General features: G+C 63.4%; 23 protein-coding genes. 13 read left to right on the forward strand and 10 right to left on the reverse strand.

From position 1 onward, the window contains the following. Positions 1 to 59: 59 nt before the first annotated feature. Positions 60 to 1,034 (reverse strand): methylmalonyl Co-A mutase-associated GTPase MeaB, encoded by a 975-nt coding sequence (gene meaB, locus Q1A06_RS08495; protein WP_299561525.1) that lies wholly within the window; start codon positions 1,032 to 1,034, stop codon positions 60 to 62. Positions 1,035 to 1,130: 96 nt separating this feature from the next. Here meaB and hrpB point away from each other — a divergent pair, with 96 nt between their 5' ends. Further along, positions 1,131 to 3,554 carry an ATP-dependent helicase HrpB gene (gene hrpB / locus Q1A06_RS08500; RefSeq protein ID WP_299562063.1) on the forward strand — a complete coding sequence of 808 codons (2,424 nt, stop codon included), beginning with the start codon at positions 1,131 to 1,133 and terminating at the stop codon, positions 3,552 to 3,554. Between the two features lie 502 nt (positions 3,555 to 4,056). Here hrpB and Q1A06_RS08505 read toward each other — a convergent pair. The 3 genes from Q1A06_RS08505 to Q1A06_RS08515 all read right to left on the reverse strand — a co-directional run bounded on the left by Q1A06_RS08505 (position 4,057) and on the right by Q1A06_RS08515 (position 6,770). After that, a complete protein-coding gene (locus Q1A06_RS08505) occupies positions 4,057 to 4,266 on the reverse strand; it encodes a hypothetical protein (protein ID WP_299561528.1) in 210 nt (69 codons plus the stop codon). A 362-nt stretch (positions 4,267 to 4,628) separates the two neighbouring features. Further along, entirely contained in the window at positions 4,629 to 5,534 is a 906-nt protein-coding gene (gene argF, locus Q1A06_RS08510; RefSeq protein WP_299561531.1) for an ornithine carbamoyltransferase, read from the reverse strand. Positions 5,535 to 5,594: 60 nt separating this feature from the next. Further along, a complete protein-coding gene (locus tag Q1A06_RS08515; RefSeq protein WP_299561534.1) occupies positions 5,595 to 6,770 on the reverse strand; it encodes an aspartate aminotransferase family protein in 1,176 nt (391 codons plus the stop codon). Positions 6,771 to 7,187: 417 nt separating this feature from the next. Here Q1A06_RS08515 and Q1A06_RS08520 point away from each other — a divergent pair, with 417 nt between their 5' ends. The 4 genes from Q1A06_RS08520 to mdoH all read left to right on the forward strand — a co-directional run bounded on the left by Q1A06_RS08520 (position 7,188) and on the right by mdoH (position 13,311). Beyond that, positions 7,188 to 7,775 (forward strand): GcrA family cell cycle regulator, encoded by a 588-nt coding sequence (locus Q1A06_RS08520; protein WP_299561537.1) that lies wholly within the window; start codon positions 7,188 to 7,190, stop codon positions 7,773 to 7,775. Between the two features lie 897 nt (positions 7,776 to 8,672). After that, positions 8,673 to 9,917 carry an OpgC domain-containing protein gene (locus Q1A06_RS08525; RefSeq protein ID WP_299561540.1) on the forward strand — a complete coding sequence of 415 codons (1,245 nt, stop codon included), beginning with the start codon at positions 8,673 to 8,675 and terminating at the stop codon, positions 9,915 to 9,917. Next, positions 9,914 to 11,440 carry a glucan biosynthesis protein G gene (locus Q1A06_RS08530; RefSeq protein WP_366523510.1) on the forward strand — a complete coding sequence of 509 codons (1,527 nt, stop codon included), beginning with the start codon at positions 9,914 to 9,916 and terminating at the stop codon, positions 11,438 to 11,440. The genes Q1A06_RS08525 and Q1A06_RS08530 overlap by 4 nt, the downstream gene beginning before the upstream one ends. Next, on the forward strand, positions 11,425 to 13,311 hold the full coding sequence (gene mdoH / locus Q1A06_RS08535; protein WP_299561543.1) for a glucans biosynthesis glucosyltransferase MdoH: 1,887 nt from the start codon (positions 11,425 to 11,427) through the stop codon (positions 13,309 to 13,311). The genes Q1A06_RS08530 and mdoH overlap by 16 nt, the downstream gene beginning before the upstream one ends. 80 nt (positions 13,312 to 13,391) lie before the next feature. Here mdoH and Q1A06_RS08540 read toward each other — a convergent pair whose 3' ends face one another. From Q1A06_RS08540 to Q1A06_RS08555, 4 genes are all read right to left on the reverse strand, one after another. Continuing rightward, positions 13,392 to 15,098: a capsule biosynthesis protein gene (locus Q1A06_RS08540; protein WP_299561546.1), complete on the reverse strand. Its 1,707-nt coding sequence runs from the start codon at positions 15,096 to 15,098 to the stop codon at positions 13,392 to 13,394. Then, a complete protein-coding gene (locus Q1A06_RS08545) occupies positions 15,076 to 15,735 on the reverse strand; it encodes an ATP-binding cassette domain-containing protein (RefSeq protein WP_299561549.1) in 660 nt (219 codons plus the stop codon). The genes Q1A06_RS08540 and Q1A06_RS08545 overlap by 23 nt, the downstream gene beginning before the upstream one ends. A gap of 144 nt (positions 15,736 to 15,879) precedes the next feature. After that, a complete protein-coding gene (locus Q1A06_RS08550; RefSeq protein ID WP_299561552.1) occupies positions 15,880 to 16,794 on the reverse strand; it encodes a cation diffusion facilitator family transporter in 915 nt (304 codons plus the stop codon). Further along, positions 16,791 to 17,141, reverse strand: a complete 351-nt coding sequence (locus Q1A06_RS08555; protein WP_299561555.1) for a winged helix-turn-helix domain-containing protein — start codon at positions 17,139 to 17,141, stop codon at positions 16,791 to 16,793. The genes Q1A06_RS08550 and Q1A06_RS08555 overlap by 4 nt, the downstream gene beginning before the upstream one ends. A 100-nt stretch (positions 17,142 to 17,241) precedes the next feature. Here Q1A06_RS08555 and Q1A06_RS08560 point away from each other — a divergent pair, with 100 nt between their 5' ends. The 8 genes from Q1A06_RS08560 (at position 17,242) to Q1A06_RS08595 (ending at position 22,732) form a co-directional block, all read left to right on the forward strand. Then, positions 17,242 to 17,826, forward strand: coding sequence for a uracil-DNA glycosylase family protein (locus tag Q1A06_RS08560; protein ID WP_299561558.1), 585 nt, complete (start codon positions 17,242 to 17,244; stop codon positions 17,824 to 17,826). Beyond that, the gene (locus Q1A06_RS08565; protein WP_299561561.1) at positions 17,823 to 18,608 is read left to right on the forward strand and encodes an SseB family protein; all 786 of its coding nucleotides are present in this window, start codon (positions 17,823 to 17,825) and stop codon (positions 18,606 to 18,608) included. The genes Q1A06_RS08560 and Q1A06_RS08565 overlap by 4 nt, the downstream gene beginning before the upstream one ends. Positions 18,609 to 18,725: 117 nt before the next feature. Then, positions 18,726 to 19,250 (forward strand): YHS domain-containing (seleno)protein, encoded by a 525-nt coding sequence (locus tag Q1A06_RS08570; RefSeq protein ID WP_299561564.1) that lies wholly within the window; start codon positions 18,726 to 18,728, stop codon positions 19,248 to 19,250. 4 nt (positions 19,251 to 19,254) lie between these two features. Beyond that, positions 19,255 to 19,707 carry a rhodanese-like domain-containing protein gene (locus Q1A06_RS08575; protein WP_299561566.1) on the forward strand — a complete coding sequence of 151 codons (453 nt, stop codon included), beginning with the start codon at positions 19,255 to 19,257 and terminating at the stop codon, positions 19,705 to 19,707. 49 nt (positions 19,708 to 19,756) lie between these two features. Continuing rightward, on the forward strand, positions 19,757 to 21,127 hold the full coding sequence (gene rimO / locus Q1A06_RS08580; RefSeq protein WP_299561569.1) for a 30S ribosomal protein S12 methylthiotransferase RimO: 1,371 nt from the start codon (positions 19,757 to 19,759) through the stop codon (positions 21,125 to 21,127). Between the two features lie 156 nt (positions 21,128 to 21,283). Continuing rightward, the gene (locus tag Q1A06_RS08585; protein ID WP_299561572.1) at positions 21,284 to 21,649 is read left to right on the forward strand and encodes a hypothetical protein; all 366 of its coding nucleotides are present in this window, start codon (positions 21,284 to 21,286) and stop codon (positions 21,647 to 21,649) included. Positions 21,650 to 21,686: 37 nt separating this feature from the next. Next, complete coding sequence (locus Q1A06_RS08590) at positions 21,687 to 22,079, forward strand: thiol-disulfide oxidoreductase DCC family protein (protein ID WP_299561575.1); 393 nt, start codon at positions 21,687 to 21,689, stop codon at positions 22,077 to 22,079. A gap of 32 nt (positions 22,080 to 22,111) precedes the next feature. Further along, positions 22,112 to 22,732 (forward strand): hemolysin III family protein, encoded by a 621-nt coding sequence (locus Q1A06_RS08595; RefSeq protein WP_299561578.1) that lies wholly within the window; start codon positions 22,112 to 22,114, stop codon positions 22,730 to 22,732. Here the strand turns inward: Q1A06_RS08595 and Q1A06_RS08600 are convergent. After that, positions 22,721 to 23,080, reverse strand: coding sequence for a YigZ family protein (locus Q1A06_RS08600; RefSeq protein ID WP_299561581.1), 360 nt, complete (start codon positions 23,078 to 23,080; stop codon positions 22,721 to 22,723). The two genes, Q1A06_RS08595 and Q1A06_RS08600, sit on opposite strands and share 12 nt — an antisense overlap. Positions 23,081 to 23,087: 7 nt before the next feature. Further along, the gene (locus tag Q1A06_RS08605) at positions 23,088 to 23,810 is read right to left on the reverse strand and encodes a M48 family metallopeptidase (protein ID WP_299562069.1); all 723 of its coding nucleotides are present in this window, start codon (positions 23,808 to 23,810) and stop codon (positions 23,088 to 23,090) included. Between the last annotated feature and the right edge of the window lie 46 nt (positions 23,811 to 23,856).

The raw sequence follows: 23,856 nt of genomic DNA on the forward strand, positions 1-23,856 counted from the left end.
GTTCGCTGGCTTTAGGGGGAATCGCGGCGGGGGTCAACCCGAATGCCCCGCATTGTTGTCTATAGCTGCCCCAGATCGCGCACAAAATCGCGGGCGGCCGCCGCAGGTTCGCGGGTCCCGTGAGCGACCGCATCGCTGAGCGCCGCCAGGGCTTCGCGCGCCTGCGGTTGGTCAAGCTGTGCCAACAGCGCCGATTTCACTGCATCCTCGAACCAATAGCGTGCCTGCGCCGCGCGGGTCGTCTCCCAGAAACCATGCGTGCGGCGCCAGTCGGCGAGCGTCTGCAACGCCTCCCACACCTCCGGCAGGCCACGTTCTTCGAGCGCCGAAACGGTCATCGCACGCGGATATCCTTCCGGATCCTGCGGGCGTTTGCGCAGCAGCCGCAAAGCGCCGGAGTAGTCCGCCCGCGTGCGCATTGCCGCTGCCTTCAAATCGCCATCGGCCTTGTTTACCACGATCAGATCCGCCATCTCCATGATGCCGCGCTTGACGCCCTGCAACTCGTCGCCCCCCGCCGGCGCCAGCAAAAGCAAGAACAGATCGGACATCTGAGCGACAACGGTTTCCGACTGCCCCACCCCGACGGTTTCGATCAGCACCACGTCGTATCCCGCCGCCTCGCACAGGGCGACCGCTTCGCGCGTGCGCCGCGCGACACCGCCCAGATGGGTCTGGCTGGGAGAGGGGCGGATAAACGCATTTGGATCACGGCTGAGCAGGTCCATCCGCGTCTTGTCGCCGAGAATCGATCCCCCCGATCGCGCCGAACTTGGGTCGACAGCCAGGACTGCAACCCGCTTGCCCTGCCCTGTCAGCATCAGACCAAAGCTCTCGATGAAGGTGGATTTGCCGACCCCCGGCGTGCCCGAGAGCCCGATGCGCAACGCCTCGCGCCCGCTGCCCAGCGTCGCCAGAAGCTCGGTCGCCTGCGCGCGGTGATCGGCGCGGCCGCTTTCAACCAGCGTGATCGCGCGGGCCAGTGCACGACGTTCGCCCGCACGTATACGCTCTGCGGTGTCTTTGATGTCCATCGGCGGCGCCCCCTTCGTCGTTCGCTACGGTTTTCGGCAAAGGCGCACGAAATGTCCAGCCTTGCCCAACGCGCGCGCAGACCCGATAAGGGCGCGATGTCTTACGACCTTCCGATAGATGTGGTGATGCCGCAGGTGCTGACGGCGCTGTGCGACGCGGGCCGGGTGGTTCTCCAAGCGCCGCCGGGCGCGGGCAAGACGACGCGCGTCCCGCTTGCGATACTGGAAGCCGGGGTGACGCAGGGCCGTATCCTGATGCTCGAGCCGCGCCGTCTGGCTGCGCGCGCTGCCGCCGAGCGGATGGCACAGACCCTGGGCGAGCCGGTGGGCCAGCGCGTCGGTTACCGCGTGCGCGGCGCATCCTCTGTGTCAAAATCAACACGCATCGAGGTGGTGACAGAAGGCATCCTGACACGTATGATACAGGACGCGCCGGATCTGCCCGGTGTGGGCGCCGTGATCTTCGACGAATTTCATGAACGCTCTCTCAACGCCGATCTCGGGCTCGCCCTGTGTCTGGAGATTGCGGGCGCGCTGCGCGACGACCTCCTGCTCGTCGCCATGTCCGCCACGCTGGACGCAGCCCCCGTGGCGGCGGTTATGGATGCGCCAATCGTCACGTCCCAAGGGCGCAGCTTTCCCGTGACGCCGGTCTGGCTTGACCGCCCAGTCGACAGATCGCACCGCTTCGAGACGGCGGTCGCAGATCTGGTGCTGACCGCCCTGGCGCAATCTGAAGGCTCGGCGCTGGTGTTTTTACCGGGCGAAGGAGAGATCCGCCGCGTTAAGTCCATTCTCGAACGCCAGATGCCGAAGGATTGCACAGTAGCGCCGTTGTTCGGAGCGATGGATTTCAAGGCCCAGCGCGCCGCGATCGCCCCCGCGCCCGCGGGACGCAAGGTGGTGCTGGCGACCTCAATCGCCGAGACATCGCTGACCATCGAGGGCATCCGCGTCGTCGTCGACGGTGGTCGGGCGCGCCGCGCCGAGTTTGATCCGTCGTCGGGAATGTCGCGGCTGATCACGACGCGCGTCACTCAAGCCGAGGCGACCCAGCGCGCAGGTCGTGCGGGCCGGATGACCGCCGGCACCGCCTACAAGCTGTGGACGCGCGGCGAGGATGGCGCGCTGCCCGCCTACCCGCCTGCCGAGATCGAAACCGGCGATTTGAGTGCCTTTGCGCTGGAACTGGCCCTGTGGGGCGCGCAGGCGGACGATCTGCGCTTTGTCACCCCGCCGCATGAGGGACGGTTGGAAGAAGCAAAGACCTTGCTGCAGATGCTCGGTGCACTGGACAGACGCGGGCTGATCACGGCGCACGGCCGCACCCTCGCACAGTTGCCGCTGCATCCCCGCCTTGCGCATATGGTGACGCTGGGTGGTCCACCCGCCGCCACGCTGGCCGCGATTCTGGCCGAGCGTGATCTCCTGCGTGGCGCGCCGCTGGACCTTGTCGACCGGATGCGCGCGGTCGCCGGAGAGAATGTACTCGGTGAGGTGCATCACGCCACCCTCGCGCGCATCCGCACCGAGGCCAAGCGTCTGCGTGCGCGCACTGCGCCCAAGGGTGCGCAAGACACCGCCACGCTCGCCGCACTGGCATATCCCGATCGCATTGGTCTGCGCCGCAAGGGCGACGGCGCGCGCTTTGTGCTGTCGGGCGGCAAAGGCGCTGTCGTGCCGGAGGGGGATCCGCTGGCCGGTGCACGTTTGTTGGTGGCCACCGATCTGGATGGCGACCCGCGCGAGGCGCGGATCCGACAGGCGATAGCCCTGAGCGAAGGCGCCTTGCGCGCCACGTTTACCGATCAGATCGCGTGGCACGATCACTGCGCATGGTCACGCCGCGCGGGCCGGGTCGAGACGCGCCGGCAGGAACGGTTCGGTGCATTGGTGCTGGACGACCGCATATGGGCCGACGCGCCGGACGATCGAATAGCGCGCGCCATGCTCGAAGGGGTGATGCAGTTGGGCCTGCGTCCCGACAAGGCCGCCGCACGCTTCATGCGCCGCGCTGCCCTGTTGACGGATCAAGAGGGCTTTCCCGACTTTTCGGAATCCCATCTGATGGAGACGCTGGAGGATTGGCTGCTGCCGCACCTGAGCGGTGTGCGCAGCACGGCCGACTGGAAACGATTTGATCTGCTGCCCGCCCTGCGCGCGCGGCTCAATTGGGAGCAGCAGCAAACCCTGGACCGCGTCGCCCCGCCCCATTTTGCGACGCCGCTGGGCCGGCGCATCGCCATTGACTACGACGGCGAGACACCGCAGATTTCAGTCCGCCTGCAGGAAATGTTCGGAGCGACGGATCATCCGGTAGTGGCAGGCCACCCCATCCAGATCACGCTGCTGTCTCCGGCCCAACGCCCGGTTCAGGTCACGACCGATCTGCCCGGTTTCTGGGACAGCTCCTACGCCGATGTGCGCAAGGACATGCGCGGGCGGTATCCGCGCCACCCGTGGCCCGAAGATCCCCGCGCTGCCGATCCCACCCTGCGCGCAAAGCCGCGCGGGACCTGATCCCGCCCCCAGGCCGTTCGGCCGCCTCTGAGTAATTCCAGCCCGAACGCACTTGGCCGGGCACTGAGGTGAGATGGTCCCTCGCCTCTACGGGGGATAGCATAGATTCCGGACTGCCGCCGAAATACCCATTCTCCTTCCGCCTGCCAGCGGCAATCGTGATCCTGGCTTTCGTAGTCGTCAATCTCGGCCTGTCGACCATCGCGCTGACAATCGCACTGGCGCAACGCCATCTGGACATCCCGAAAGGAGCGGTGCCCGTGTCACTCTCAGGTGTTACCCTGCTCGAAACGGGTCTGGTGGAAAAGCCTGACCAGTTGGGATGCTATGACGCGATCAAGGCGTTCAGCGCGCGGCGGCGGACCCTGCGCACTGAGCTAGATGCGTTGGAACTCCTCGTTGAATATGTCCTCCCGGCGCACCCGCGAATGGCTGGCCGGTATCGCCTCCACGCTTTTTTGGGACGCAAATCTGGTCCAGACAGGCACCATACAGGCCACCATCAGCGATACAGGCCACCATCAACGCCGCCCCGAAGCAGCAGTTTGATCTCGCGCGGGTCGATCTGTTCTTGCCCGATGGCAATGGCACTGAATTCCTGCGCTACATGGCACAGGCGCAACCCGGTTGCCGCTGCGTGATCTACCGCACTTGCAGCCGACAGCACCATTGTCTCGGCATTGGCGGCGGGGGCGCAGGGATACCTGCTCAAAAGCGATACCGACGCAATGATCATCCATCGAGCTGGAGATCAGCAACCGCGCCGAAGCCACCCTGCACGCAAGCCGTCTGGGGCTACTGGGTGACGTTTGAGGCACCTAAACGTACCCCCCGTTCCTTCGGAAGTTTGAAATTCCGCTACCCTGCGCCCCTTCAGATATCTTGGAGACAGCGTTCACGACCATCCGGGACGGATACATGAACAGGGCGCCGCGAAAGACACCTCATCCTCCTTCTGCGCCGCCGCAAGAAATTGGAGCGCAGTAGCCCCCGCTGTCATGCGACACGCGGAGGCAGGCGCACCGGACCGCTTTGCGCTGCGGATGACGATCACCGACCGTCACCCGCCGCACATCACGTCCCGAGGCACCACCTCATCACCGCTTTTTGCGCGTGCAAGCGGTTCTCGGCCTCATCGAAAATGACCGAGTTCGGTCCATCCATGACCGAGCTTGTCGCCTCGTCCTCTCGGTGCGCGGGCAGGCAGTGCATGAAAAGCGCGTCCGGTTTCGCCCGCGCCATAAGCGCGTCGTTGACCTGATATCCGCGCAGCTGGTTGTGGCGCCGCTCGCGGGCGGACTGCGGATCGTGCATCGACACCCATGTGTCCGTGACCACCAGATCTGCCCCTGCGACTGCCTTGTGCGGATCACGCTCGACCGTATAAAGGCCCGCCAGCGCGCCTTCGGGATCCAGCGGCGGCGGTCCCGTGAAGGTGAGGTCGAAATCAAACTGTTTCGCCGCATGGGCGAAACTGGCGAAAACGTTGTTGCCATCGCCCGACCAGACGACCTTCTTGCCCTTGATCGGGCCGTTGTGTTCTTCGAATGTCATCACGTCGGCCATGATCTGGCAGGGGTGCGAGCGGTTGGTCAGCCCGTTGATCACCGGCACGCTGGCGTATTCGGCCATGTCGAGCAGGGTTTGCTCTTCGAACGTGCGGATCATGATCAGATCGACGTAGCGCGACAGGACGCGCGCGGTGTCCGCGATCGTCTCGCCATGGCCCAGCTGCATGTCGGCGCCGGACAGTACCATCGTCTGCCCCCCCATCTGGCGCACCCCTACGTCGAACGATACGCGGGTTCGCGTGGACGGCTTTTCAAAGATGAGCGCGACCATGTGATCCTTGAGCGGCTGGTCGTCGTCCGGTGCCCCGCGCGGGCGGCCATTGCGGGCGGTCTTCATACGTGCGGCAGCGTCAATGATGCCACGCAGTTCTGCCGGGTCGGTCTGGTCGATGTCGAGAAAATGCTTCATAAATAGGTCTTTGCTGATGGAGACATTCGGAGGCGCGAACCCCCGCGAAAGTGGGATGGATCAGTGCGCGGCGACGGTAGCTGCGGCGCGGTCGAGACGGGACACGGCCTCGGACAGTTCCGCGTCGGTGATGGTCAGGGGCGGCAGCAGGCGCACGACATTGCCCGCCGCAGGCACCGTCAGCAGTTCTTCGGCGTACCCCGCCTTGACCAGCGCAGCCGGTTCGCCCTTGCATTTGAGGCCCAGCATCAAACCCGATCCGCGCACGCTGTCGAACACTTCGGGATGCGACGCCACCAACCCTTCGAGTTTCTGGCGCAACAGCCCTGCCTTGCGGTTCACCTCGGCCAGAAAGGCCGGATCGGTGACGATATCCATCACTGCGCAGCCCACCGCGCAACCCAAAGGATTGCCGCCGTAGGTCGAGCCGTGGGTGCCCGCCGTCATGCCCGATGCGGCCTCTTCCGTGGCAAGCACGCCACCCAGCGGGAACCCCCCGCCGATGCCTTTGGCGACCATCATGATATCGGGCGTCACACCTGCCCATTCATGGGCAAACAGCTTTCCGGTGCGGCCCACACCGCACTGCACCTCATCGAGGATCATCAGGATGCCGTGTTCATCGCACAGATCGCGCAACCCCTTGAGGCAGACATCGGGCACCGGACGGATGCCACCCTCGCCTTGCACCGGTTCGACGAGCACGGCACATGTCGTGTCGGTGATCGCGGCTCTCAGCGCGTCGTGATCGCCGAATTCCAGATGCACGAAACCGGGCAGCAGCGGCCCGAAGCCCTTGGTCATCTTCTCCGACCCGGCGGCGGCGATCCCGGCGGCGGAGCGGCCGTGGAAGGACCCCGAGAAAGTGATGATCTCAACCCGATCCGGCTCCCCCTTATCGTAGAAATGCTTGCGCGCCATCTTCACGGCCAACTCACAGCTTTCGGTGCCGGAGTTCGTGAAAAACACCGTATCGGCGAAAGAATGTGCCACCAGCTTGTCCGCCAGCGCCTGCTGCTGCGGGATCTGGTAAAGGTTCGAGGTATGCCACAACCGCTGCGCCTGATCGGTCAGCGCCTTGACCAGTTCTGGATTGGCATGGCCCAGCGCGTTCACGGCGATGCCAGCGCCCAGATCCAGAAACCGTCGCCCGTCCGCTTCTATCAGCCATGTGCCTTCGCCCTTGACGAAATTCAGGGGCGCGCGGGAATAGGTGGGCAGAACGGAAGGGATCATCTGGATCATCCTTATGGGGTAGAGCCGCAGGGAAAACGCCAAAAGGACATGGGCAGCGGCAGGGGTCAAGGGATTTTGAAAAGCGGTGCCGTGCACCAATGATCGGAACCGGCCAAAGGCGGTCCTGCGGCAGGGGTCAGCTGCGGCGTCGTCGGGAAAAGAGAGCTATGGACGTGATCATGATGCGATTCATGACCGCAAACGGATGGCCATGCAAGCGATAAACCAGATACCGCCCCCAAACGCCGGCCCCGGTGTCGCACTGGCGGCGGCGCATTGAATGCGGCTCAAAACCCCACACCACGCTTTCTTACCGCCGCGTGATCCCTTGCACCTCGCGGCGGAGCCATTAGTATAGGGTATTGAATTTTGCAAAGCGGTCCGTCCAAGGGCCGCTTTTTAGCTAGGGAAGCTTCCATGTCCTGGACCGATGATCGCGTCGAAACTCTGAAAAAAATGTGGGGCGAAGGCCAGTCCGCAAGCCAGATCGCCAAAGAGTTGGGCGGTGTCACCCGCAACGCCGTGATCGGCAAGGTGCACCGGCTGGGGCTTTCCAACCGTACGACAGCGGGTGCTGCGGCCAAGCCTGAGGCGAAAGCCAAGCCTGCGTCCAAGCCTGAGGCGAAAGCCGAAGTGGTGGAAGAGCCGGAGCAGGCGGCCGAGCCGGAAAAACCCGAACTCAAGACCGAACCCGCGATCGCGCCGCAGACCAACCTGCCCGCGCGCAAACAGATCATTCCCGCAGGACAGCCCCTGCCGCCGCAGCCTTCGGCGAACGAGATCAGCCCAGAGGCTCTGGCCAAGGTGAACGAGATCGAAAAGAAGGCCAAGAAGCTGGGCCTGATGGAGTTGACCGAACGGACCTGCAAATGGCCCGTGGGCGACCCCGCCACCGAGGATTTCTGGTTCTGCGGTCTGCCGGTGCAGCAGGGGAAACCCTATTGCGAGGCCCATGTCGGCGTCGCCTTCCAACCGATGAGCGCGCGGCGCGACCGCCGCCGCTGACCCCTGCCCCGCCTGCATTCGCGATGCGTTCTGGCATCCCCGCCCTCGCCAGCGACAAGGCGAAGGGCTGCTAGACCAGAATCACCCCTCTGTCGCTTAGAGCCGCGCGCCTTTCTTCCCCTGCGGACCTGCATCTGCCCCCCCTCGTTGAAGGTACCTTATTCGGTGCAGCCCCGCGCGTGCGCCATTGCGCAGGACGTGGCCGCAGGCAGTATCGCGGACGGATCGCTCCGGGCTTCGGCAAACCTGTTGAAAGTCTCAGCGACGCCAGTGATGTACCTGCGCACTGCCCAATTATGAGCAGGTCTTGAATGCGGTTCTGACCCGCTACGGCGGCAAACCCGACGTCCGACCGGCGATTCGCTGCTCAGCACGGCAGGCCCATTGGCGGATTGGCGCCAATCTGCGGCGGGTCTGGCCAATCTCTGACACATCGGCCCATGAAAGCCCTACATGCGTTCAGGTTGGCGTGTAAGCCCGCACAAAATCATGTGGAGAACGGGTAATGGAGGCTAAATTTCGCTCTGCCTACACCGAAAGATCGCCTAAAGCCTTGGATCAAAGGCAATATGCCGTGATCCACACAGAAAAACGCCGTTATCTCTGCGTGCCAGTTTCCGTCAGCCCGCGATTGGATCACGCGGATGCAGCCGGGGATAAACGGGCCACTTTCGTTGGCGGGTGCAGCCGATGGCACGCCTCGCCGCGCATATGCAACGTAGCGTCCCTGCGCGGGCAACGGCGAACGCGCACTTGCGCACCACGCGCCGGAGTGCGAACGAAGCGGAGTCGCAGGATTGCCTATGACTGCTTTCCCGCCACTTCTCTTCCCGCACCGCTACGAACTGACGTGCCACCCGCAAACCTGCGCCTTACCCAATGGACCCACCGCACCCGATGACCCTCGCTTCGCCCGAAACCTTCCCGCTCGCCGCCCGCGCCTCGGCTGCGAACACCAGTGCGCGTGTGCGCGATCTGCGGCTCGACTTTTTCCGTGGAATCGCGATGTTCATCATCCTCGTGGCGCATACGCCGGGCAATTTCCTGACACTGTGGATCCCGGCGCGCTGGGGTTTTTCCGATGCGACAGAGATCTTCGTGTTCTGTTCCGGGATGGCTTCAGCAATCGCCTTTGGCAGCGCATTCGCAAAAGTCGGCTGGCTGCTGGGCACCGCGCGCGTCGCGTTTCGCGTCTGGCAGGTCTATTGGGCCCATATCGGATTGTTCGTCGCCATCGCTGCGCTGATGGCGGGAATTGACCACTACGGCGGCTACGACAAGACCTATATCGGGTCGCTGAACCTGTGGGCGTTCTTCGAAGCTCCGGCAGAGCCCCTGATCGGTCTGATGACGCTGAGCTATGTGCCGAATTATTTCGACATCCTGCCGATGTACATGGTGGTACTTGCGATGATGCCGCTCGTGATGGCCCTGTCACGCATCAACCGCTGGGCGGTGTTTGCCTTCATGATCGCGGTCTGGCTGGGGGCACAAACGTGGTTGGCGGGTGCGGCGCATCTGGCGTTCCCGGCAGAGCCATGGTCGGATCGCAAATGGTTCTTCAACCCCTTCGGCTGGCAGCTCATCTTCTTCACCGGTTTCGCCTTCATGCGCGGCTGGTTGCCCAAGCCGCCGGTGCACGGCGCTCTTGTCGCTATCGCGGCTTTGGTGGTGATCGTCACTGTCGGGCTAAGCGATGTGGCGGTGCGTCTCGTCGCGCAAAATTCGGCTTTCGATACATCCGGCGTCAACCCGGTGGTCGCAGCGCGCAAATTCCTTCGGCCGCTGATCGACAAGACCGACTTCGGCGTGCTGCGCTACGTCCATTTCCTGGCACTCGGCTATATCGCCTGGGTGATCGCGGGCGACAAGGGGGACAATCTTCTGGCGCGGGGCGGCAGTATGCCAGCGCGCGTCTGGGACCGGGTCGTCAGAATCATCCTGAAGGTCGGCCAACAGTCTCTGGCGGTGTTCGTCGCCTCAATGTTTCTCGCAAGGGTGATGGGTTTCGTCATGGACCTGACCGGGCGGTCGACCGCGACCGTGGTGCTCGTCAATCTGGGTGGCGCGCTTGTTCTCGTGGCCGTCGCCTACGGCGCCGGATGGTTCAAATCGCAACCCTGGAAAGGAAAAGCCGCATGATGCTGCGCCGTGATCTACTTAAGGCGCTGGCCGCTCTGGCCGCCGCCCCCGGCACGGCGCTTGCGCAGGATGCCCCGCTGCGCACCGGTGCGCCGGATCCGTTCAACGCGCAGACGGTGATCGACCGCGCGCGCGCGCTAGCCGCCAAGGCTTATGTGCCCCGCCCCACGATCCCGCAGGCTTGGCAAGATATCAGCTATGACGACTACCGCAGCATCTGGTTCGATCCGCGCAACGCGCTGTGGGAGGGCACGGGTCTGCCGCAGCGTCTGGATGTGCTCCCGCCGGGACTGTATTTCACCCGAGCCGTCGAGATCAACATCGTCGCCGACGGTGCAGCTCGCCCGTTGCTGTTTGACGAGGATGTCTTTGACCGCACCGATGCCTTTCCCGATCTCCCCCGGAACGCGCATATGGGGTATTCCGGTCTGCGCCTGCGTGCGGATCTGCGGCACGACAGGCAGTTCACCGAATATGCGGTGTTCCAGGGCGCCAGCTATTTTCGCGGGATAGGGACCGGCGAAACCTATGGGCTGTCGGCACGGGGACTGGCGTTGAACACGGCGGACCCGGCGGGCGAGGAATTTCCCGATTTCGTCGCCTTTTGGGTAGAGACACCTGCGCCGTCGGACAAATCGGTCACGGTACATGCCCTTCTTGACAGTCCCGGTTGCACCGGCGCGTTCCGGTTCGAAATTACGCATGGCGCGGTTCTCGATATGGTCGTCGAGGCGCAGATCTTCGCCCGTACCGAGCTTGAGAATGTCGGGCTCGCGCCGCTGACCTCGATGTTTCTGTTCGATGCGACGATGCGGGACCGCTTCTCCGATTTCCGGCCCAACGTACACGACAGCGATGGCCTTTTGATCCACAACGGTGCGGGCGAGGCGCTGTGGCGACCGCTGGCGAATCCCGTCGCACTGCAGATCAGCGCGTTCGTCGACCACGCTCCGCGCGGTTTCGGCCTGATGCAACGCAAACGCGCATTCGATGATTTCAACGATCTCGAGGCGCATTACCACGCCCGCCCTTCGGTCTGGATCACACCGATGGGCGATTGGGGCCGCGGCAGCGTGACCTTGGTGGAGATTCCGGCGGACAAGGAAATCTACGACAATATCGTGGCATACTGGCGTCCCGCCGACCCGATACCGGCCGGAGGCAGTCACAAATTCAGCTACCGCCTACAATGGGGTGGCGATCCCGCCCCGCAGCACGACGATCTGTTGCGGGTGCGCAAGACCGCGATGGGCGCGCGGATGGAGGGCGGCGAGGTCGTCGTGATAGATTTCGAGAACGGCAGCGCCCTGCCCGAAGATCTGTCGACGGTCGAAATCGCGCTGCAATCAGGCGGAGTCCGCACGACCCCTCCGGTTTTACAGCGCAACCCGGAAACCAATGGCCCTCGGCTTGCGTTCACCTTCTATCCCGAAGAGGCCCGCGCGGTCGAATTCCGCGCGCAGCTTCTATTGAAAAAGACACCTGTTAGCGAAGTCTGGTTGTATAGATGGACCACACCGTAAACACCCGCGCACCCTTCAGCGCCATGCCGGCCCCGTCACCGCTCGTCGCGGATCCACAGGCCCTGGACCGCGTCTGCGCCACCGGTCCCGTGACACGGCGCACCGCCAGGACCCGGCGTTGGCGTTTCGCCACATTCGCACCCGCTTTGGCAGGCACCGCGCTTTTGATGTATGGCCTGTTCGGTTGGCTCGCACGCGACGGTATGACCGGCATGGAATGGCTGCTTCTCAGCTTGATCGCGGCGACGTTCATATGGGTCACGCTGTCGGTCAGCACGGTCGGCGTGGCCATCGCGGGTCTGCTGGCGCGCGCCCGCGCCGATGCCCGGCCCATGGGCAGCGCACCGGGTATCGACGTGGCGCTTTTGGTGCCCGTCTACAACGAAGTGCCGCAGAACGTGTTCGGAAACGCCGCCGCGATGTTACACGCACTCGCCGCGCGCCGCGGGCCGCACCGCTATACGCTGTTCATCCTGTCGGACACGCGCGACGAGGGCATCGCGCAGCTTGAAGAGCGCGCTTTCCACCAGCTTGCTGCGCGAGCGCCTGACGGATTTTCCGTCTATTACCGGCGGCGCGAGATGAACACCGACAAGAAAGTCGGTAACATTGCCCAATGGACGCGTGGTTGGGGGGCGGCATTCGAGGGAATGGTGGTTCTGGACGCCGACAGCTTGATGAGCGGTCGCGCGATTGAGCGTCTTGCATCCGAACTGTCTCTCGACCCCGAGGCTGGGCTGATCCAGACCTTTCCGATGCTGATCGGCGCGCGCACCCTGTTCGCCCGCATGCAGCAATTCTCGAACATTGCCTACGGCTGGCTGCTGGCAGAAGGCCTCGCCATGTGGGCACGCACCGAAGGCAATTATTGGGGGCACAACGCCATCATCCGCACCCGCGCATTCGCAGAAAGCGCGATGCTGCCACATATGCGTGGCAGCGGCGGGCGGCAAAAACTGATCCTCAGCCATGATTTCGTGGAAGCAGGGTTACTCCGCCGTGCCGGTTGGCGCGTCCGGTTCCTGCCGCGCGTGACGGGCAGCTTCGAGGAAACGCCCGCAACCCTGATCGACTATGTGATCCGCGACCGCCGATGGTGCCGCGGCAATCTACAACACCTGCGGCTTCTGGGAACCAAGGGTCTCCATCCGATATCGCGGTTCCACCTTTTCCACGGGGCGGTCGCCTATCTTCTGTCGCCGGCGTGGTTCTTCCTTCTGGTGATCTGGGCCCTGCTGGGCAAGGACACGGATACCAATGTGATCCGCTACTTTAATGAAGCAAACCCCCTGTTCCCCGATTGGCCCCCGGCGATGAGCCATATCGACAGCGCGGTTTTTCTTGTCGTGATGTACGCGCTCTTGCTGACGCCGAAAATCGCGGGGGCCGGTATCATCGCGGCGACGCCGCGCGCAGCACGCGTTTTCGGCGGTGCGGGTCCATTTCTGCGCAGCTTCCTGTTCGAAGTCGCCCTGTCGGTCGCCTATGCCCCGATCATGATGATCCAGCAGACCAAGGCCGTCTGGCGTGCGCTGACCAGCGACGCCGAGGCGTGGGCACCCCAATCGCGCGAGGCGCGCAGCCATGGCTGGCTCACGTTGATCAAGTTCCACTGGGTCGAAACGGTTCTGGGCCTGCTGCTGCTTAGTGGGTTGATCGCGGGCCTCGTGTCGCTCTGGTTGGTGCCCATTGTGGCAAGCCTTGTCGCGGCTGTTCCGCTATCGGCGCTGTCGGGTCTGACCGTGGCGGACAGCGCCTCGCGCGCATTCCGCCTCGACAGCCCCTACACGTTGCGCGAACCCTCGATCGTGCGCAGCGCGCGGGCTGAGCGTGCGCGGATCACGGACGCTCTGGCGCTCGGTCCGGAATGAACGCGCCCTGAAACTATGCGAACGCCCGCCGGTTCATTTTTTGGGGGGGGGCGTTCTCGCGTCCTGATCGCAGGGCTGTGTCAGGACGTTACCTGCTCGCGCAAGATGGATGCAGTCAACGAGAACATCAGATAGATGCCCGCGAAAATCAGGAAGGCCAGAATGGTGTTCTCGAACTTACGTGGATAACTGGGCTCTTCGCTGGCGACCGGACGCACGGCGACCGTCAGATAGCGGACCTGCCGACCTGCCTCGACCCGCGCCTGCTCCATCCCGGTCTGGGCCAATTGCAGATTGGCATCCGCGTTCACCAGATCCGCCTGTGCCAGTTGCAGTGTTACCGCCTGTTTCGCCAGCGAGTTGGTACCCTCCGTCGCACTGCTCATGCGACCGTTAAGCTGATCAAGCTGGTTTTGAAGCCGGCGTACGTCGCCCTGCGCGCCCTCGACCTTGGCGCGGTTCGGGCGGGCGTTGTCCAGCAAAGCGGCCAGTTCCAGCTGCTTTTCGATCAACAGTGTTTCGTAATTCGTGATCTGGCTGCGAATGGCCGCAATCACCGCTTCGGGGTCGACGCCGTTGGCGACTTGCAACTCGATCAGACGTTGTTGCGCCGTCCGTCGCGCCTCCAGCGCCTTTTCGTACCCCGACTGTGCATCGCGCATCCCGTCTTCGCGTTTGGCCTGGCTGAGGCTGTTCACCCGCTCTTCGGCGTATTGCAGCAACCGCTCAGAGAAAACCGTGGCGACTTCCGGATCGGCGGCGATCACCTCCATTCGGATCACGCCTTCGGTCGGATCATAGCCGATCTTAATGTTTTTCTTGTACAGCTTGTACGCTTCCTCGTTGGTCGGATCGGCGTTCAGGCGCTGAATGGGGTCGATGCTTTCATCGGTGAAATGCGCCTTGAACCCGGCGTCATCGTCCAGCCGCACCATCGCATCCTTTGATTGCAGATAGGCCTGCGTCGCGATGCTGTCGGCACTGTTGGCGAACTGGGTGGGCAGCATGCCGCCAAACGGGCTGGCGCTGCCGCCACCCTCGCTCTGGATGATGAGAAACTGGCTGTCGGTGGCGTACATCGGTGTCGCTACCTTGTAGAAATAGTACCCCGCAAGCAGCGTCGGGATCATCACGAAGAACGCAAGCCGGACCACGAGAAGACCCATCTTCTTGCGGCGGCGGTGGGTAATGTCGCGCTGGATGTCGGAGATTTCGCGCATCCGACGTTCCATCGGGTTCAATTCGGTTGACGGCAGGGATTGCTTGCCGGTCGGAATTGTCTGTGGCAGTTGGACGCGGCCCTCCGATCCCGCGCCGCCGTGCTGCGCGGGCAATTGCGCCAGGGCATCGCCGGGGCTGCCGTCGCGCTGCTCGCCGCCCGCCTGCGGGACCACCAGTTCAAGCATGTTTGCCCGCTGGAACGGGTCGATGCCCTTTTCACGCAGCAGCCGGACCGCATCGAAATCGGACGTGGCGGGAAGCCCGTGCTTTTGTGCCACGCGTCGCGCCATGCGCAGTTGCCGTCCCGTCAGCCCCTCGCGGCGGATCGCGTCGATATCCTGCTCTCCGCTGACCTCACCGGCGGACGCCACCTCCCCCGTGCGCGCCGCTGCCGGCGCCGGATCGGGCCGTTTGGCGGCGGGGCTCTCCTCACCCTGCTGCATGTTAGACGGAGAATCCGCGGCCGCGCGCACGGGTGGGTGCGCCCGGTCCGCCGACGGGCCTTCGGTCGTGGCGCTCGGACTGCGCTTGATGCGGAACTTTCTAGCTTTGGGTTTGGTAGTCATAGAGCTGTTTCGCTTCTTCCAAGCTGTCGAAAACGTTGAGTTGCCCGTTCATCAGAACCGCGGCAGATCGAGCGAATTTTTCCAGCGTTTGGGCCTGGTGCGACACGATCACAATCGTCGTGGTGCGCAGGCGTTCCTGCAGGATTTCGCCTGCCTTCCGATTGAATTCGACATCTGTGGTGGATGGCATACCCTCGTCAATCAGATACATATCGAAGTCCAGCGCCAGCATCAGCGCAAAGGAGAACCGCGCCCGCATCCCCGCCGAATAGGTACCGAGCGGCTGATCGAAGTATTCGCCCAGCCCACACAGCCAACGGCAGAAACTCTCTACATAGTCGGGGTCGAGGCCGTAAAGCCGCGCGATGTAGCGGGCATTCTCCATGGCCGAAACCTTGGAAACGACCCCGCCCATGAAACCCAGCGGGAACGAGATGTTGCAGTCACGCGCGATTTCGCCCTCGTCTGGCTTCTCAAGTCCCGCCATCATGTTGATCAGGGTCGTCTTGCCGGTTCCGTTGGGTGCCAGAATACCCATGGATTTGCCAAGTTCCACACGGAACGACACCTGGTCAAGAATGACCTTGTGTTGCGTACCCGTCCAGAAAGACTTGGAAACGTTACGAAACTCCAACATCGCGTACCTGCTCCGGTTCGGCCCTTGTGTTGATATACGTCCTCTCTCGCGGAGGCTCATCCCCTCTTTAACGCGGGAATTTGACCACATTATGTCCGATTGGGAAACAAAAGTACAACGCCACCCGCACTTCCGGGTCGCGGCTCAGACCGCATGGCCGACGCGCTGTCCATGATCGTCGCAGGAGGTGCCGTGCTCTTCCGTTTCGAGAGTGCTGTGGTGCACATCGAACCGGTTCGCAAGCACCTCCTTGATCGTTCTGCGGGTCTGTTCCGCATCGGCGTCCGACGACAGCCGGACATGCGCTTCGAGCGCCGTGCTGTGCTCCTGCATCATCCACAGATGGACGTGGTGCACGCTTTCGACCCCGGCCACGTCCTCTATCGCGTCGATCACGGCAGAGGTGTCCAGCTCGGGCGGGCTGCCCAACATCAAAAGCCGCATAACCCCCGGCATTTCGGTCAACGCATGATACAGGATATATCCCGCGATCAGCAACGTCACCGCCGGATCGACCCACGTCCAGCCGTAGAGGATGACGAGCGTGCCCGCCACGATCACCGCGACGGATCCCATGGCATCTGCAAGGTTGTGCAGGAACGCGGCACGTATATTCATGCTGGATTTCGACATGGTATAGGTAAGCGCGGCGGTGCCCAGATCGACGGCCAGAGCGATGCCCGCAACAATCACGACAATCCAGCCGCTGATCGCGCTCGGCTCGAACATCCGCGCGACGCCTTCGTAGATCAGGTACAGCCCGATCACGACCAGAGTGGTGTAGTTGATCAGTGCCGCCACCGCTTCGATCCGACCATAGCCGAAGGTCATCCGCGCATCCGCCGGTCGTCGTGCGATCTTGCGGGCGACAAAGGCGATGATCAGCGATACCGCATCGCTGAAATTATGCAGCGCATCGGCAATGAGCGACAGGCTGCCCGACACGACGCCACCGATGATCTGCGCGACGGTAAGCAACATGTTGATGCCCACCGCGACCGCAACCCGGGCATCGCCCGCCTCGGGATCTACGTGATGATGGTCGTGGCCGGTACTCATAAACAAACTCCGTGAGGGTGATCGGGACAAGGCTTTGCCGCATCGGCGCAGCATTGGGTCAGCAGAAACTGCGATAAGCCATCGACGCGCGCGTGGGCGACGGCGGCGCAGATGGTGCTCCGGCCCTGTCGCGTCTGCGTTATCAGCCCGGCGGCGGCGAGGATTTTCATGTGGTGGGTCAATGTCGATCCGGTGACGCCGCTGCGCGCGCCCAGCGCACCTATGCTCATCCCCTCCGGTCCCGCCCGCACAAGCGCGAGCAGAACACCAAGCCGTTGCTCGGATCCCAGCGCGGCAAAGCTGGCGGCAGCCTCGGCAAGTTCGTGCGGCGTTTGATTTATTTTCATATTTCTAGCATCATTGAAATATCTCGCGCCCGCAAGGCCAATCCGCAAGTGGTCCCCGAATACCACTTGGCAAGTCGGAAGCGGCGCTTACGTATTGGCTATGACCGATATTCGTCCCGACCTGCGTTCATGCACGCTGTGCGCCGAGCGTTTCGCCGCCACCGCCACGGCGCACCGGCCCAACCCCGTCGTCTGGTTCCGGCCCGGAGCACGTCTGCTGATTGCCAGCCAGGCACCGGGCATGAAAGTGCACAAAGCGAACACCCCGTTCTGGGATGCGTCGGGCGTGCGCCTGCGGGCGTGGCTTGGGCTCGACGAGGACGCATTTTACGACCGTTCGCGAGTGGCGATCATCCCGATGGCCTTCTGCTTTCCCGGCTACAGTGCAAAGGGAAGCGATCTGCCACCGCCACCCATTTGCGCGCGAACATGGCGCAGCGCGGCATTGGCAACCGTGCCGGACATCGCGCTGACGGTGCTGATCGGCGGGCACGCGATGAAATACCACTTGCCCGACTTCACGACAGTCACCGACGCGGTGCGCAACTGGGAACGCCTGCCCGACCGTGTCTTTGCCTTGCCACATCCGTCATGGCGCAATACGGGATGGTTGAAGAAAAACCCGTGGTTCGAGGCAGAGGTGATCCCGCGCCTGCAAGCCGCCGTAAAAGAGGTGATGCAATGAGCGAGACCCCGCTTGATACGGCCCACGCCGCAATGATGGCCGCCCCCAACGATGATACAGCCCGCCTGCGGTTCTACGAACGCATGGCGGATGTGGAATTGTACGTCCTGCTCGAAGCGGAACCTGCGGGCGACCAAATTGATCCGAAAATTCTGGAGACGGACGGCGCGCAATATCTACTGGTGTTTGATCGCGCACAGCGCCTCGCCCAATACGCAGGCGATGCGGCGGCCTACGTGGCGCTGTCGGGGCGCAACGTGGCGGCGATGCTCGACGGGCAACCGCTGGGCCTCGCGCTCAACATCGACGTGGCGCCCTCGGCGATCCTGATGCCCGACACGGCGGTGGCCTGGCTGCGCGAAACGCTGTCGCACGCGGCAGGCGAGGTCGAAGCGCGGATCGAGCGGGTGCTGCCCCCCAAGGGCCTGCCGGAATCGCTGATAGAGGCGATCGACGCAAAGCTGGCGACCGCGACCGGCATGGCCGCGAACGCGTGGCTGGTGGGGGTGGAATATGATACCGGTGGACGCGGGCATCTACTGGCCTTCGTCGACGCGATCCCGCGCGCGCAGGATGCGTTGGTGCGCGCCGCCTCCGAGGCATTGACGTTTTCCGGCATCGAAGCGGGCGCAATGGATGTGGGGTTTTTCGCCCATACCGATCCGACGGTCGGCAAGCTGATGAAAGTCGGGTTGCGCTTTGACCTGCCACAGATGGAATCCCTGCAAAAGACACCGCGCATGCCTGGCAGCGACCCCGATGCGCCGCCGATCCTGAAATAACAGGCGCAGCGTCCTCACAAACCTGCGAGATCACGCGGTTGCGATATACGGCACGGGCAGCGACGCGTTAGCGTGCTGGCTACCGGCGCATTTCGCGTCTTCGTCAGGAGCCAGATCATGACACGCTTTGCCGTTTCACTTGCCGCCGCCATCACGGCCCTCACTCTCGCTAGGGCTGCCTTTGCCGGTGATCAATACGTTGACGAGACCGGCTATGCCGCGTCCGGCTATGATGTGGTCGCCTACTTCGATCTGCCGCAGAACCCGGTGGGGCAAACCCAGACCGCGCCGGTCCCCGGAGACAAGACGATCACCGCAGACCACAACGGCGCGACCTTTGCGTTCGCCTCGCACGAAAACCGCGACAGGTTTCTCGCAGACCCCGCGCAGTACGCACCGCAGTACGACGGCCATTGTGCCTACGGCGTGGCCAAGGGGGGCAAGGTCCCCGGCAACCCGACGCTTTGGCGCATCGTCGACGGCAAGCTGTACCTCAATATCACCGAGAACGTCGCGGGATTTTGGCACGAAGACATTCCCGGCAACCTGAACCTGTCCGAAGGCAACTGGCCCGACATCGACCCGACACCGGCTTCCACCGCGACCATCCCGCAGTGGTCCTCGCAAGCGCCCGAAGGTTGAACCCTTGCGGCGGCGCGCAATCGTGGGGGGCGGCCTGGCGCTGGGTGTGCTCGCTGCCGGTGGCGGTTTCGCGGCCTGTTGGCTCAATCTGTCGGGCAGTACCGCCTCGCAGAGCGCGCTGAGCGTGGACGAAGCACACCGCGCCGCCCGTGCGGGCAGCATCACCCTGACCGACATCCGGCGGCCCGACGAATGGGCGCGCACCGGCATCCCGTACGGCGCCGTGCCGCTTGACATGCGCGATCCTGCGTTCGCCCGCGATCTGCTGGCGCAGGTAAACGGCGCCCGCGATGCCCCTGTCGCGCTGATCTGCGCGCGTGGTGTCCGCTCGCGCCGGCTGGCGGAGGCGCTGGCAGAGGCCGGTTTTACCAATGTTCTGGACGTCCCCGAAGGCATGATGGGATCGGGCGCAGGGCCGGGATGGCTGGGCGCTGGCTTGCCGGTCCGCGCGCCCTGAGACATCGTGAGAGATTGCCCAGACCGTGCGCCTGCCCTATAGCGCAGGCATGAGCACAAATCCTCCGAACCTTCGCCCCGATCTGGCCCCGCGCGCGCGCATCGCCACTCCGGACCGTCCCGGCCAGCCGACAATCGGCATGGTCAGCCTCGGCTGTCCCAAGGCGCTGGTCGATTCCGAACGGATCCTGACCCGTCTGCGCGCGGAGGGCTATGCGATATCGCCTGATTACGCCGGTGCGGATGCGGTGATCGTGAACACCTGCGGATTTCTCGACAGTGCCAAGGCCGAAAGCCTCGACGCCATCGGCGAGGCGCTCACCGAGAACGGCCGCGTGATCGTCACCGGGTGTCTGGGGGCGGAGCCCGATTACATCCGCGAGCATCATCCCCGCATCCTCGCAGTGACCGGCCCGCACCAATACGAGCAGGTGCTCGATGCCGTGCATACCGCCGTACCGCCCTCCCCCGATCCCTTCATCGATCTGCTGCCCGCCTCCGGCGTCTCGCTCACGCCGCGCCATTTCAGCTATCTGAAAATCTCCGAGGGCTGTAATCACAAGTGCAGGTTCTGCATCATCCCCGACATGCGCGGGCGCCTCCAATCGCGCCCCGCGCACGCGGTGCTGCGCGAGGCGGAGAAGCTGGTCGAGAACGGCGTCAGAGAACTGTTGGTGATCTCACAGGATACCTCCGCCTACGGCGTCGATATCAAGCACGCCGAGGCGCGCGGCCACCGCGCGCATATCACCGATCTGGCGCGCGATCTTGGATCCTTGGGCGCCTGGGTCCGGCTGCACTACGTCTACCCCTACCCTCATGTGCGCCAGCTGATACCGCTGATGGCGGACGGTCTGGTGCTGCCTTATCTCGACATCCCGTTCCAGCACGCACATCCCGACACGCTCAAACGCATGGCACGCCCCGCTGCAGCGTCCCGTACGCTCGATGAAATCGCCGCATGGCGCGAGGTGTGTCCCGACATCACCCTGCGCTCGACATTCATCGTCGGCTACCCCGGTGAGACAGAGGCGGAATTTCAGACCCTGCTTGATTGGATGGACGAGGCGCAGCTCGACCGTGTGGGGTGCTTTCAGTACGAAAACGTCGCCGGTGCGCGGTCGAACGCGCTACCCGATCATGTAGCCCCCGACATCAAGCAGGATCGCTGGGACCGCTTCATGGAAAAGGCACAGGCGATTTCGGAGACGAAGCTGCAGGCCAAGGTCGGCAAACGCATGGACGTGATCATCGACGAGATCGACACCGATGCGGCCACCTGCCGTACCAAGGCCGACGCGCCGGAAATTGATGGAAACCTGTTCATCGACGAAGGCTTCGAGACGCTGACCGTCGGGGATATCGTCACCGTCGAGGTCGAGGAAGCGGGCGAATACGATCTGTGGGGGCGTCTGGTCTGAGGGCCTGCGCACCGCCGTCTTCCGACAGAAAACGCAGCCTGGCTTCTGTGATCCACAGCGGTGGCAGGCGCGTGCACTGACGGACAAAAACAGAACACTTGAAAATGTTCCGTTAATGTTCTATATACTGAGGGTAATCAGAACGAGGAACGTGCCATGTCGTTTCAACCCTCTTTTCCCGGCTTTTTCAGCCAAAGCACGCCTGCCGCCGCAGTCGAGCAACCCGATCTGCCGTTGCCCGCGCACACGCCCGCCACGGCGAAGCAGATCGACTATGCCCGCGCGCTTGCGGCGAAAACGGGCGATGATCTGCCCGACGGCATCGAGCAGGACCGTGCGCGGTTGTCGAAATGGATAGACGCGCACAAACCTGCGCCCAGTGCTTTCAACGACTATCCGTCTTCCAAACAGGTCGGTTTTGCCGAACGGATCGCACGGATCAAACGCACCGAGGTGCCGCCCGAGTGTTTCCGCGACCGTGCGCTCATGTCGCGGTGGATCGACGGGAATAAGCCGCGATAGGGCTGGCATTGATGCCGAAGCTGCCTAACTTTGTCGGATGGATGACAAAGTCGAAGTTCTGTACAACGCCTCCTGCCCGGTTTGCAGCCGCGAGGTAGATCATTACGCCAAGTTGAGCGCACGTCAGAAATTGCCGATCGGGTATCACGATCTGGGCAGCGCGGACACGTTCGCCGCTTGGGGGATGACCCAACGCGAAGCGGCACAGCGTCTGCATGTGCGCAAGGACGGGCAGGTATACGGCGGCATTCCGGCCTTTATCCAATTATGGCGTGAGATCCCGCAGATGCGGTGGCTTGCCACGGTGATCAGCCTGCCCGGCGTCCATTGGCTCGCTTGCAAGGTCTACGATCATGCACTGGCACCGTTGCTGTATCGCCGGCATCTGGCGCGCGAAGGCAGACGCGAAGGCAGATCCGATGACACATGATTGCGATACTTTGGCGCTGTGGTACGTCTAGAATGGCCTACCCACATTCAAAACCCGAGACAGTGGCCGACGGTGTAATCCATTCCGCCGGGCTTCTGTTTGCGCTGCCCGCCAGCGCGCTCCTGTTTCTTCAGGCAGAGGACAGCGCCCTCCTGCTCGGCGCGGTCACGCTTTACGCGATGTCGATGGTTGCTGCCTTCACCGCCTCAGCAGTCTATCACCTGTCGCCGGTCGACGCGACGCGGGCATTGCTGAACCGGATCGACCATGCCGCGATCTACTTCAAGATCGCTGGCACCTACACGCCACTGGTCGTCATGATCGGATCGGCCTTTGCCTATGTCATCCTCAGCGTCGTGTGGACGCTCGCCGCCATCGGGGCGGTGGCCAAGATGCGCGGTTGGGGCACTGATGCGAAGGGATCGCTGGCGCTGTATCTCATGATGGGATGGCTGTCGGTCCTGCTGGTCTGGCCGATGTGGCACGCCCTGCCTGGCCCCGCCCTGTCGCTGATCGTCATCGGCGGTCTGGTCTATTCGGTCGGCACAATTGTGTTCTCGCGCGAAAGCCTGGCCTATCAAAACGCGATCTGGCACGCCTTCGTGCTTGTCGCCTCGGTCTGCTTCTTCGCGGCCATCGCCCTAAGCATCTGACAAAGCGTCAAGATACCCCCGCACGCAGGCCTGCACATGGCGAAATCTGTCACCTCCCAGATGCTTGCCGCCGTACCACCGCGTCACCACGACAAGATGATCCGCCAGCCCCTCCCGCTCCAGCATCCGCAAGATCACCATGCCCGCCCCGCTTTCACCGTCATCCGCCTTGAGCGGCCCGTGCCGGGTGAGCAACACACCCCATATATTGTGCGTTGCCCTGGCATAGGCCTTCTTGGTTTTCAGCGCCTTGAGCGCCGCGTCGACCTCGGACCGCGTCGACACGGGGCAGCCCGATACGGCGTATTTGCTGCCTCTGTCGCTGATGATCTGACCCAGCTTGCGCATCCGTACCTTACAGACCCGCTGCGGTCCTGCGCACGGTATCGAGGCGCGCACTGTTGGGCGGATGTGTGCCTAGGAACTTGTCGCCCGGATCGGGAATACGGGCGAAGAATTCCGCGCCGCGCAACGGATTATATCCCGCCCGTGCTGTGATCACGGTGCCCAAAGCGTCCGCTTCAAGCTCGAAATCCTTGGAATAGCTCCGCGCGCCAACCTGCGCGCCAAGCTCCTGCGCGGAGCGGACAGCACTGGCGTCTCCGCCGCTCAGCGTTGCCAAGCCCGCGAAGATGACAGCCCCGGCAACGGCGTTTTGCTGTTGGCGTCCGATGTGGCCCGCGATGTGGTGTGCCGCCTCATGGCCCATGACAAAGGCGAGCTCGTCCTCGTTCTGCGCATCGTCGATCAGCGCAAGCGTGAACGCGATGATCGGGCGGCCCTGACGGTCGACCGTCTGATAGGCGTTGGCCGGCTGGCCCGGACGATCATCGACAACGATGTTGAAATCACAGTTCATGTTGCGGGTACGCGCGCGACACTCGCGTTCCGCGACGGGTTCAAGCTGCGTCACGACGCGAACGAAATTGCGCGCGTTCTGACGACCCGAGGACGCGACCGGCTGGGTCTGAACCGAGGCGGGGCCGGAAATCGGGCCGGGGGCGGCCCCGCCCACCGGCACCACATCACAGGCGGCCAGCGTCAGCGCGAAACCAACAGCGGCAAAAGCACGCAACATCATGTGAGAGATTCCTTTTCGAACAATCTGATGGTCCATTTTAACA

The sequence above is a fragment of the uncultured Sulfitobacter sp. genome (assembly GCF_947497275.1).
In the GTDB taxonomy this organism is placed as follows: Bacteria; Pseudomonadota; Alphaproteobacteria; order Rhodobacterales; family Rhodobacteraceae; genus Sulfitobacter.

What these genes read in the sequence shown, in the direction of transcription:
- Q1A06_RS08540 (WP_299561546.1), bottom strand. Translation starts at nt 15,098, where the DNA reads ATGACTACCAAACCCAAAGCTAGAAAGTTCCGCATCAAGCGCAGTCCG.
- Q1A06_RS08515 (WP_299561534.1), bottom strand. Translation starts at nt 6,770, where the DNA reads ATGATCCCTTCCGTTCTGCCCACCTATTCCCGCGCGCCCCTGAATTTC.
- Q1A06_RS08520 (WP_299561537.1), top strand. Translation starts at nt 7,188, where the DNA reads ATGTCCTGGACCGATGATCGCGTCGAAACTCTGAAAAAAATGTGGGGC.
- Q1A06_RS08565 (WP_299561561.1), top strand. Translation starts at nt 17,823, where the DNA reads ATGAGCGAGACCCCGCTTGATACGGCCCACGCCGCAATGATGGCCGCC.
- Q1A06_RS08600 (WP_299561581.1), bottom strand. Translation starts at nt 23,080, where the DNA reads ATGCGCAAGCTGGGTCAGATCATCAGCGACAGAGGCAGCAAATACGCC.
- hrpB (WP_299562063.1), top strand. Translation starts at nt 1,131, where the DNA reads ATGTCTTACGACCTTCCGATAGATGTGGTGATGCCGCAGGTGCTGACG.
- rimO (WP_299561569.1), top strand. Translation starts at nt 19,757, where the DNA reads ATGAGCACAAATCCTCCGAACCTTCGCCCCGATCTGGCCCCGCGCGCG.
- meaB (WP_299561525.1), bottom strand. Translation starts at nt 1,034, where the DNA reads ATGGACATCAAAGACACCGCAGAGCGTATACGTGCGGGCGAACGTCGT.
- Q1A06_RS08550 (WP_299561552.1), bottom strand. Translation starts at nt 16,794, where the DNA reads ATGAGTACCGGCCACGACCATCATCACGTAGATCCCGAGGCGGGCGAT.
- Q1A06_RS08525 (WP_299561540.1), top strand. Translation starts at nt 8,673, where the DNA reads ATGACCCTCGCTTCGCCCGAAACCTTCCCGCTCGCCGCCCGCGCCTCG.
- Q1A06_RS08545 (WP_299561549.1), bottom strand. Translation starts at nt 15,735, where the DNA reads ATGTTGGAGTTTCGTAACGTTTCCAAGTCTTTCTGGACGGGTACGCAA.
- Q1A06_RS08570 (WP_299561564.1), top strand. Translation starts at nt 18,726, where the DNA reads ATGACACGCTTTGCCGTTTCACTTGCCGCCGCCATCACGGCCCTCACT.
- argF (WP_299561531.1), bottom strand. Translation starts at nt 5,534, where the DNA reads ATGAAGCATTTTCTCGACATCGACCAGACCGACCCGGCAGAACTGCGT.
- Q1A06_RS08595 (WP_299561578.1), top strand. Translation starts at nt 22,112, where the DNA reads ATGGCCTACCCACATTCAAAACCCGAGACAGTGGCCGACGGTGTAATC.
- Q1A06_RS08560 (WP_299561558.1), top strand. Translation starts at nt 17,242, where the DNA reads ATGACCGATATTCGTCCCGACCTGCGTTCATGCACGCTGTGCGCCGAG.
- Q1A06_RS08590 (WP_299561575.1), top strand. Translation starts at nt 21,687, where the DNA reads ATGGATGACAAAGTCGAAGTTCTGTACAACGCCTCCTGCCCGGTTTGC.
- Q1A06_RS08530 (WP_366523510.1), top strand. Translation starts at nt 9,914, where the DNA reads ATGATGCTGCGCCGTGATCTACTTAAGGCGCTGGCCGCTCTGGCCGCC.
- Q1A06_RS08605 (WP_299562069.1), bottom strand. Translation starts at nt 23,810, where the DNA reads ATGTTGCGTGCTTTTGCCGCTGTTGGTTTCGCGCTGACGCTGGCCGCC.
- mdoH (WP_299561543.1), top strand. Translation starts at nt 11,425, where the DNA reads ATGGACCACACCGTAAACACCCGCGCACCCTTCAGCGCCATGCCGGCC.
- Q1A06_RS08555 (WP_299561555.1), bottom strand. Translation starts at nt 17,141, where the DNA reads ATGAAAATAAATCAAACGCCGCACGAACTTGCCGAGGCTGCCGCCAGC.
- Q1A06_RS08585 (WP_299561572.1), top strand. Translation starts at nt 21,284, where the DNA reads ATGTCGTTTCAACCCTCTTTTCCCGGCTTTTTCAGCCAAAGCACGCCT.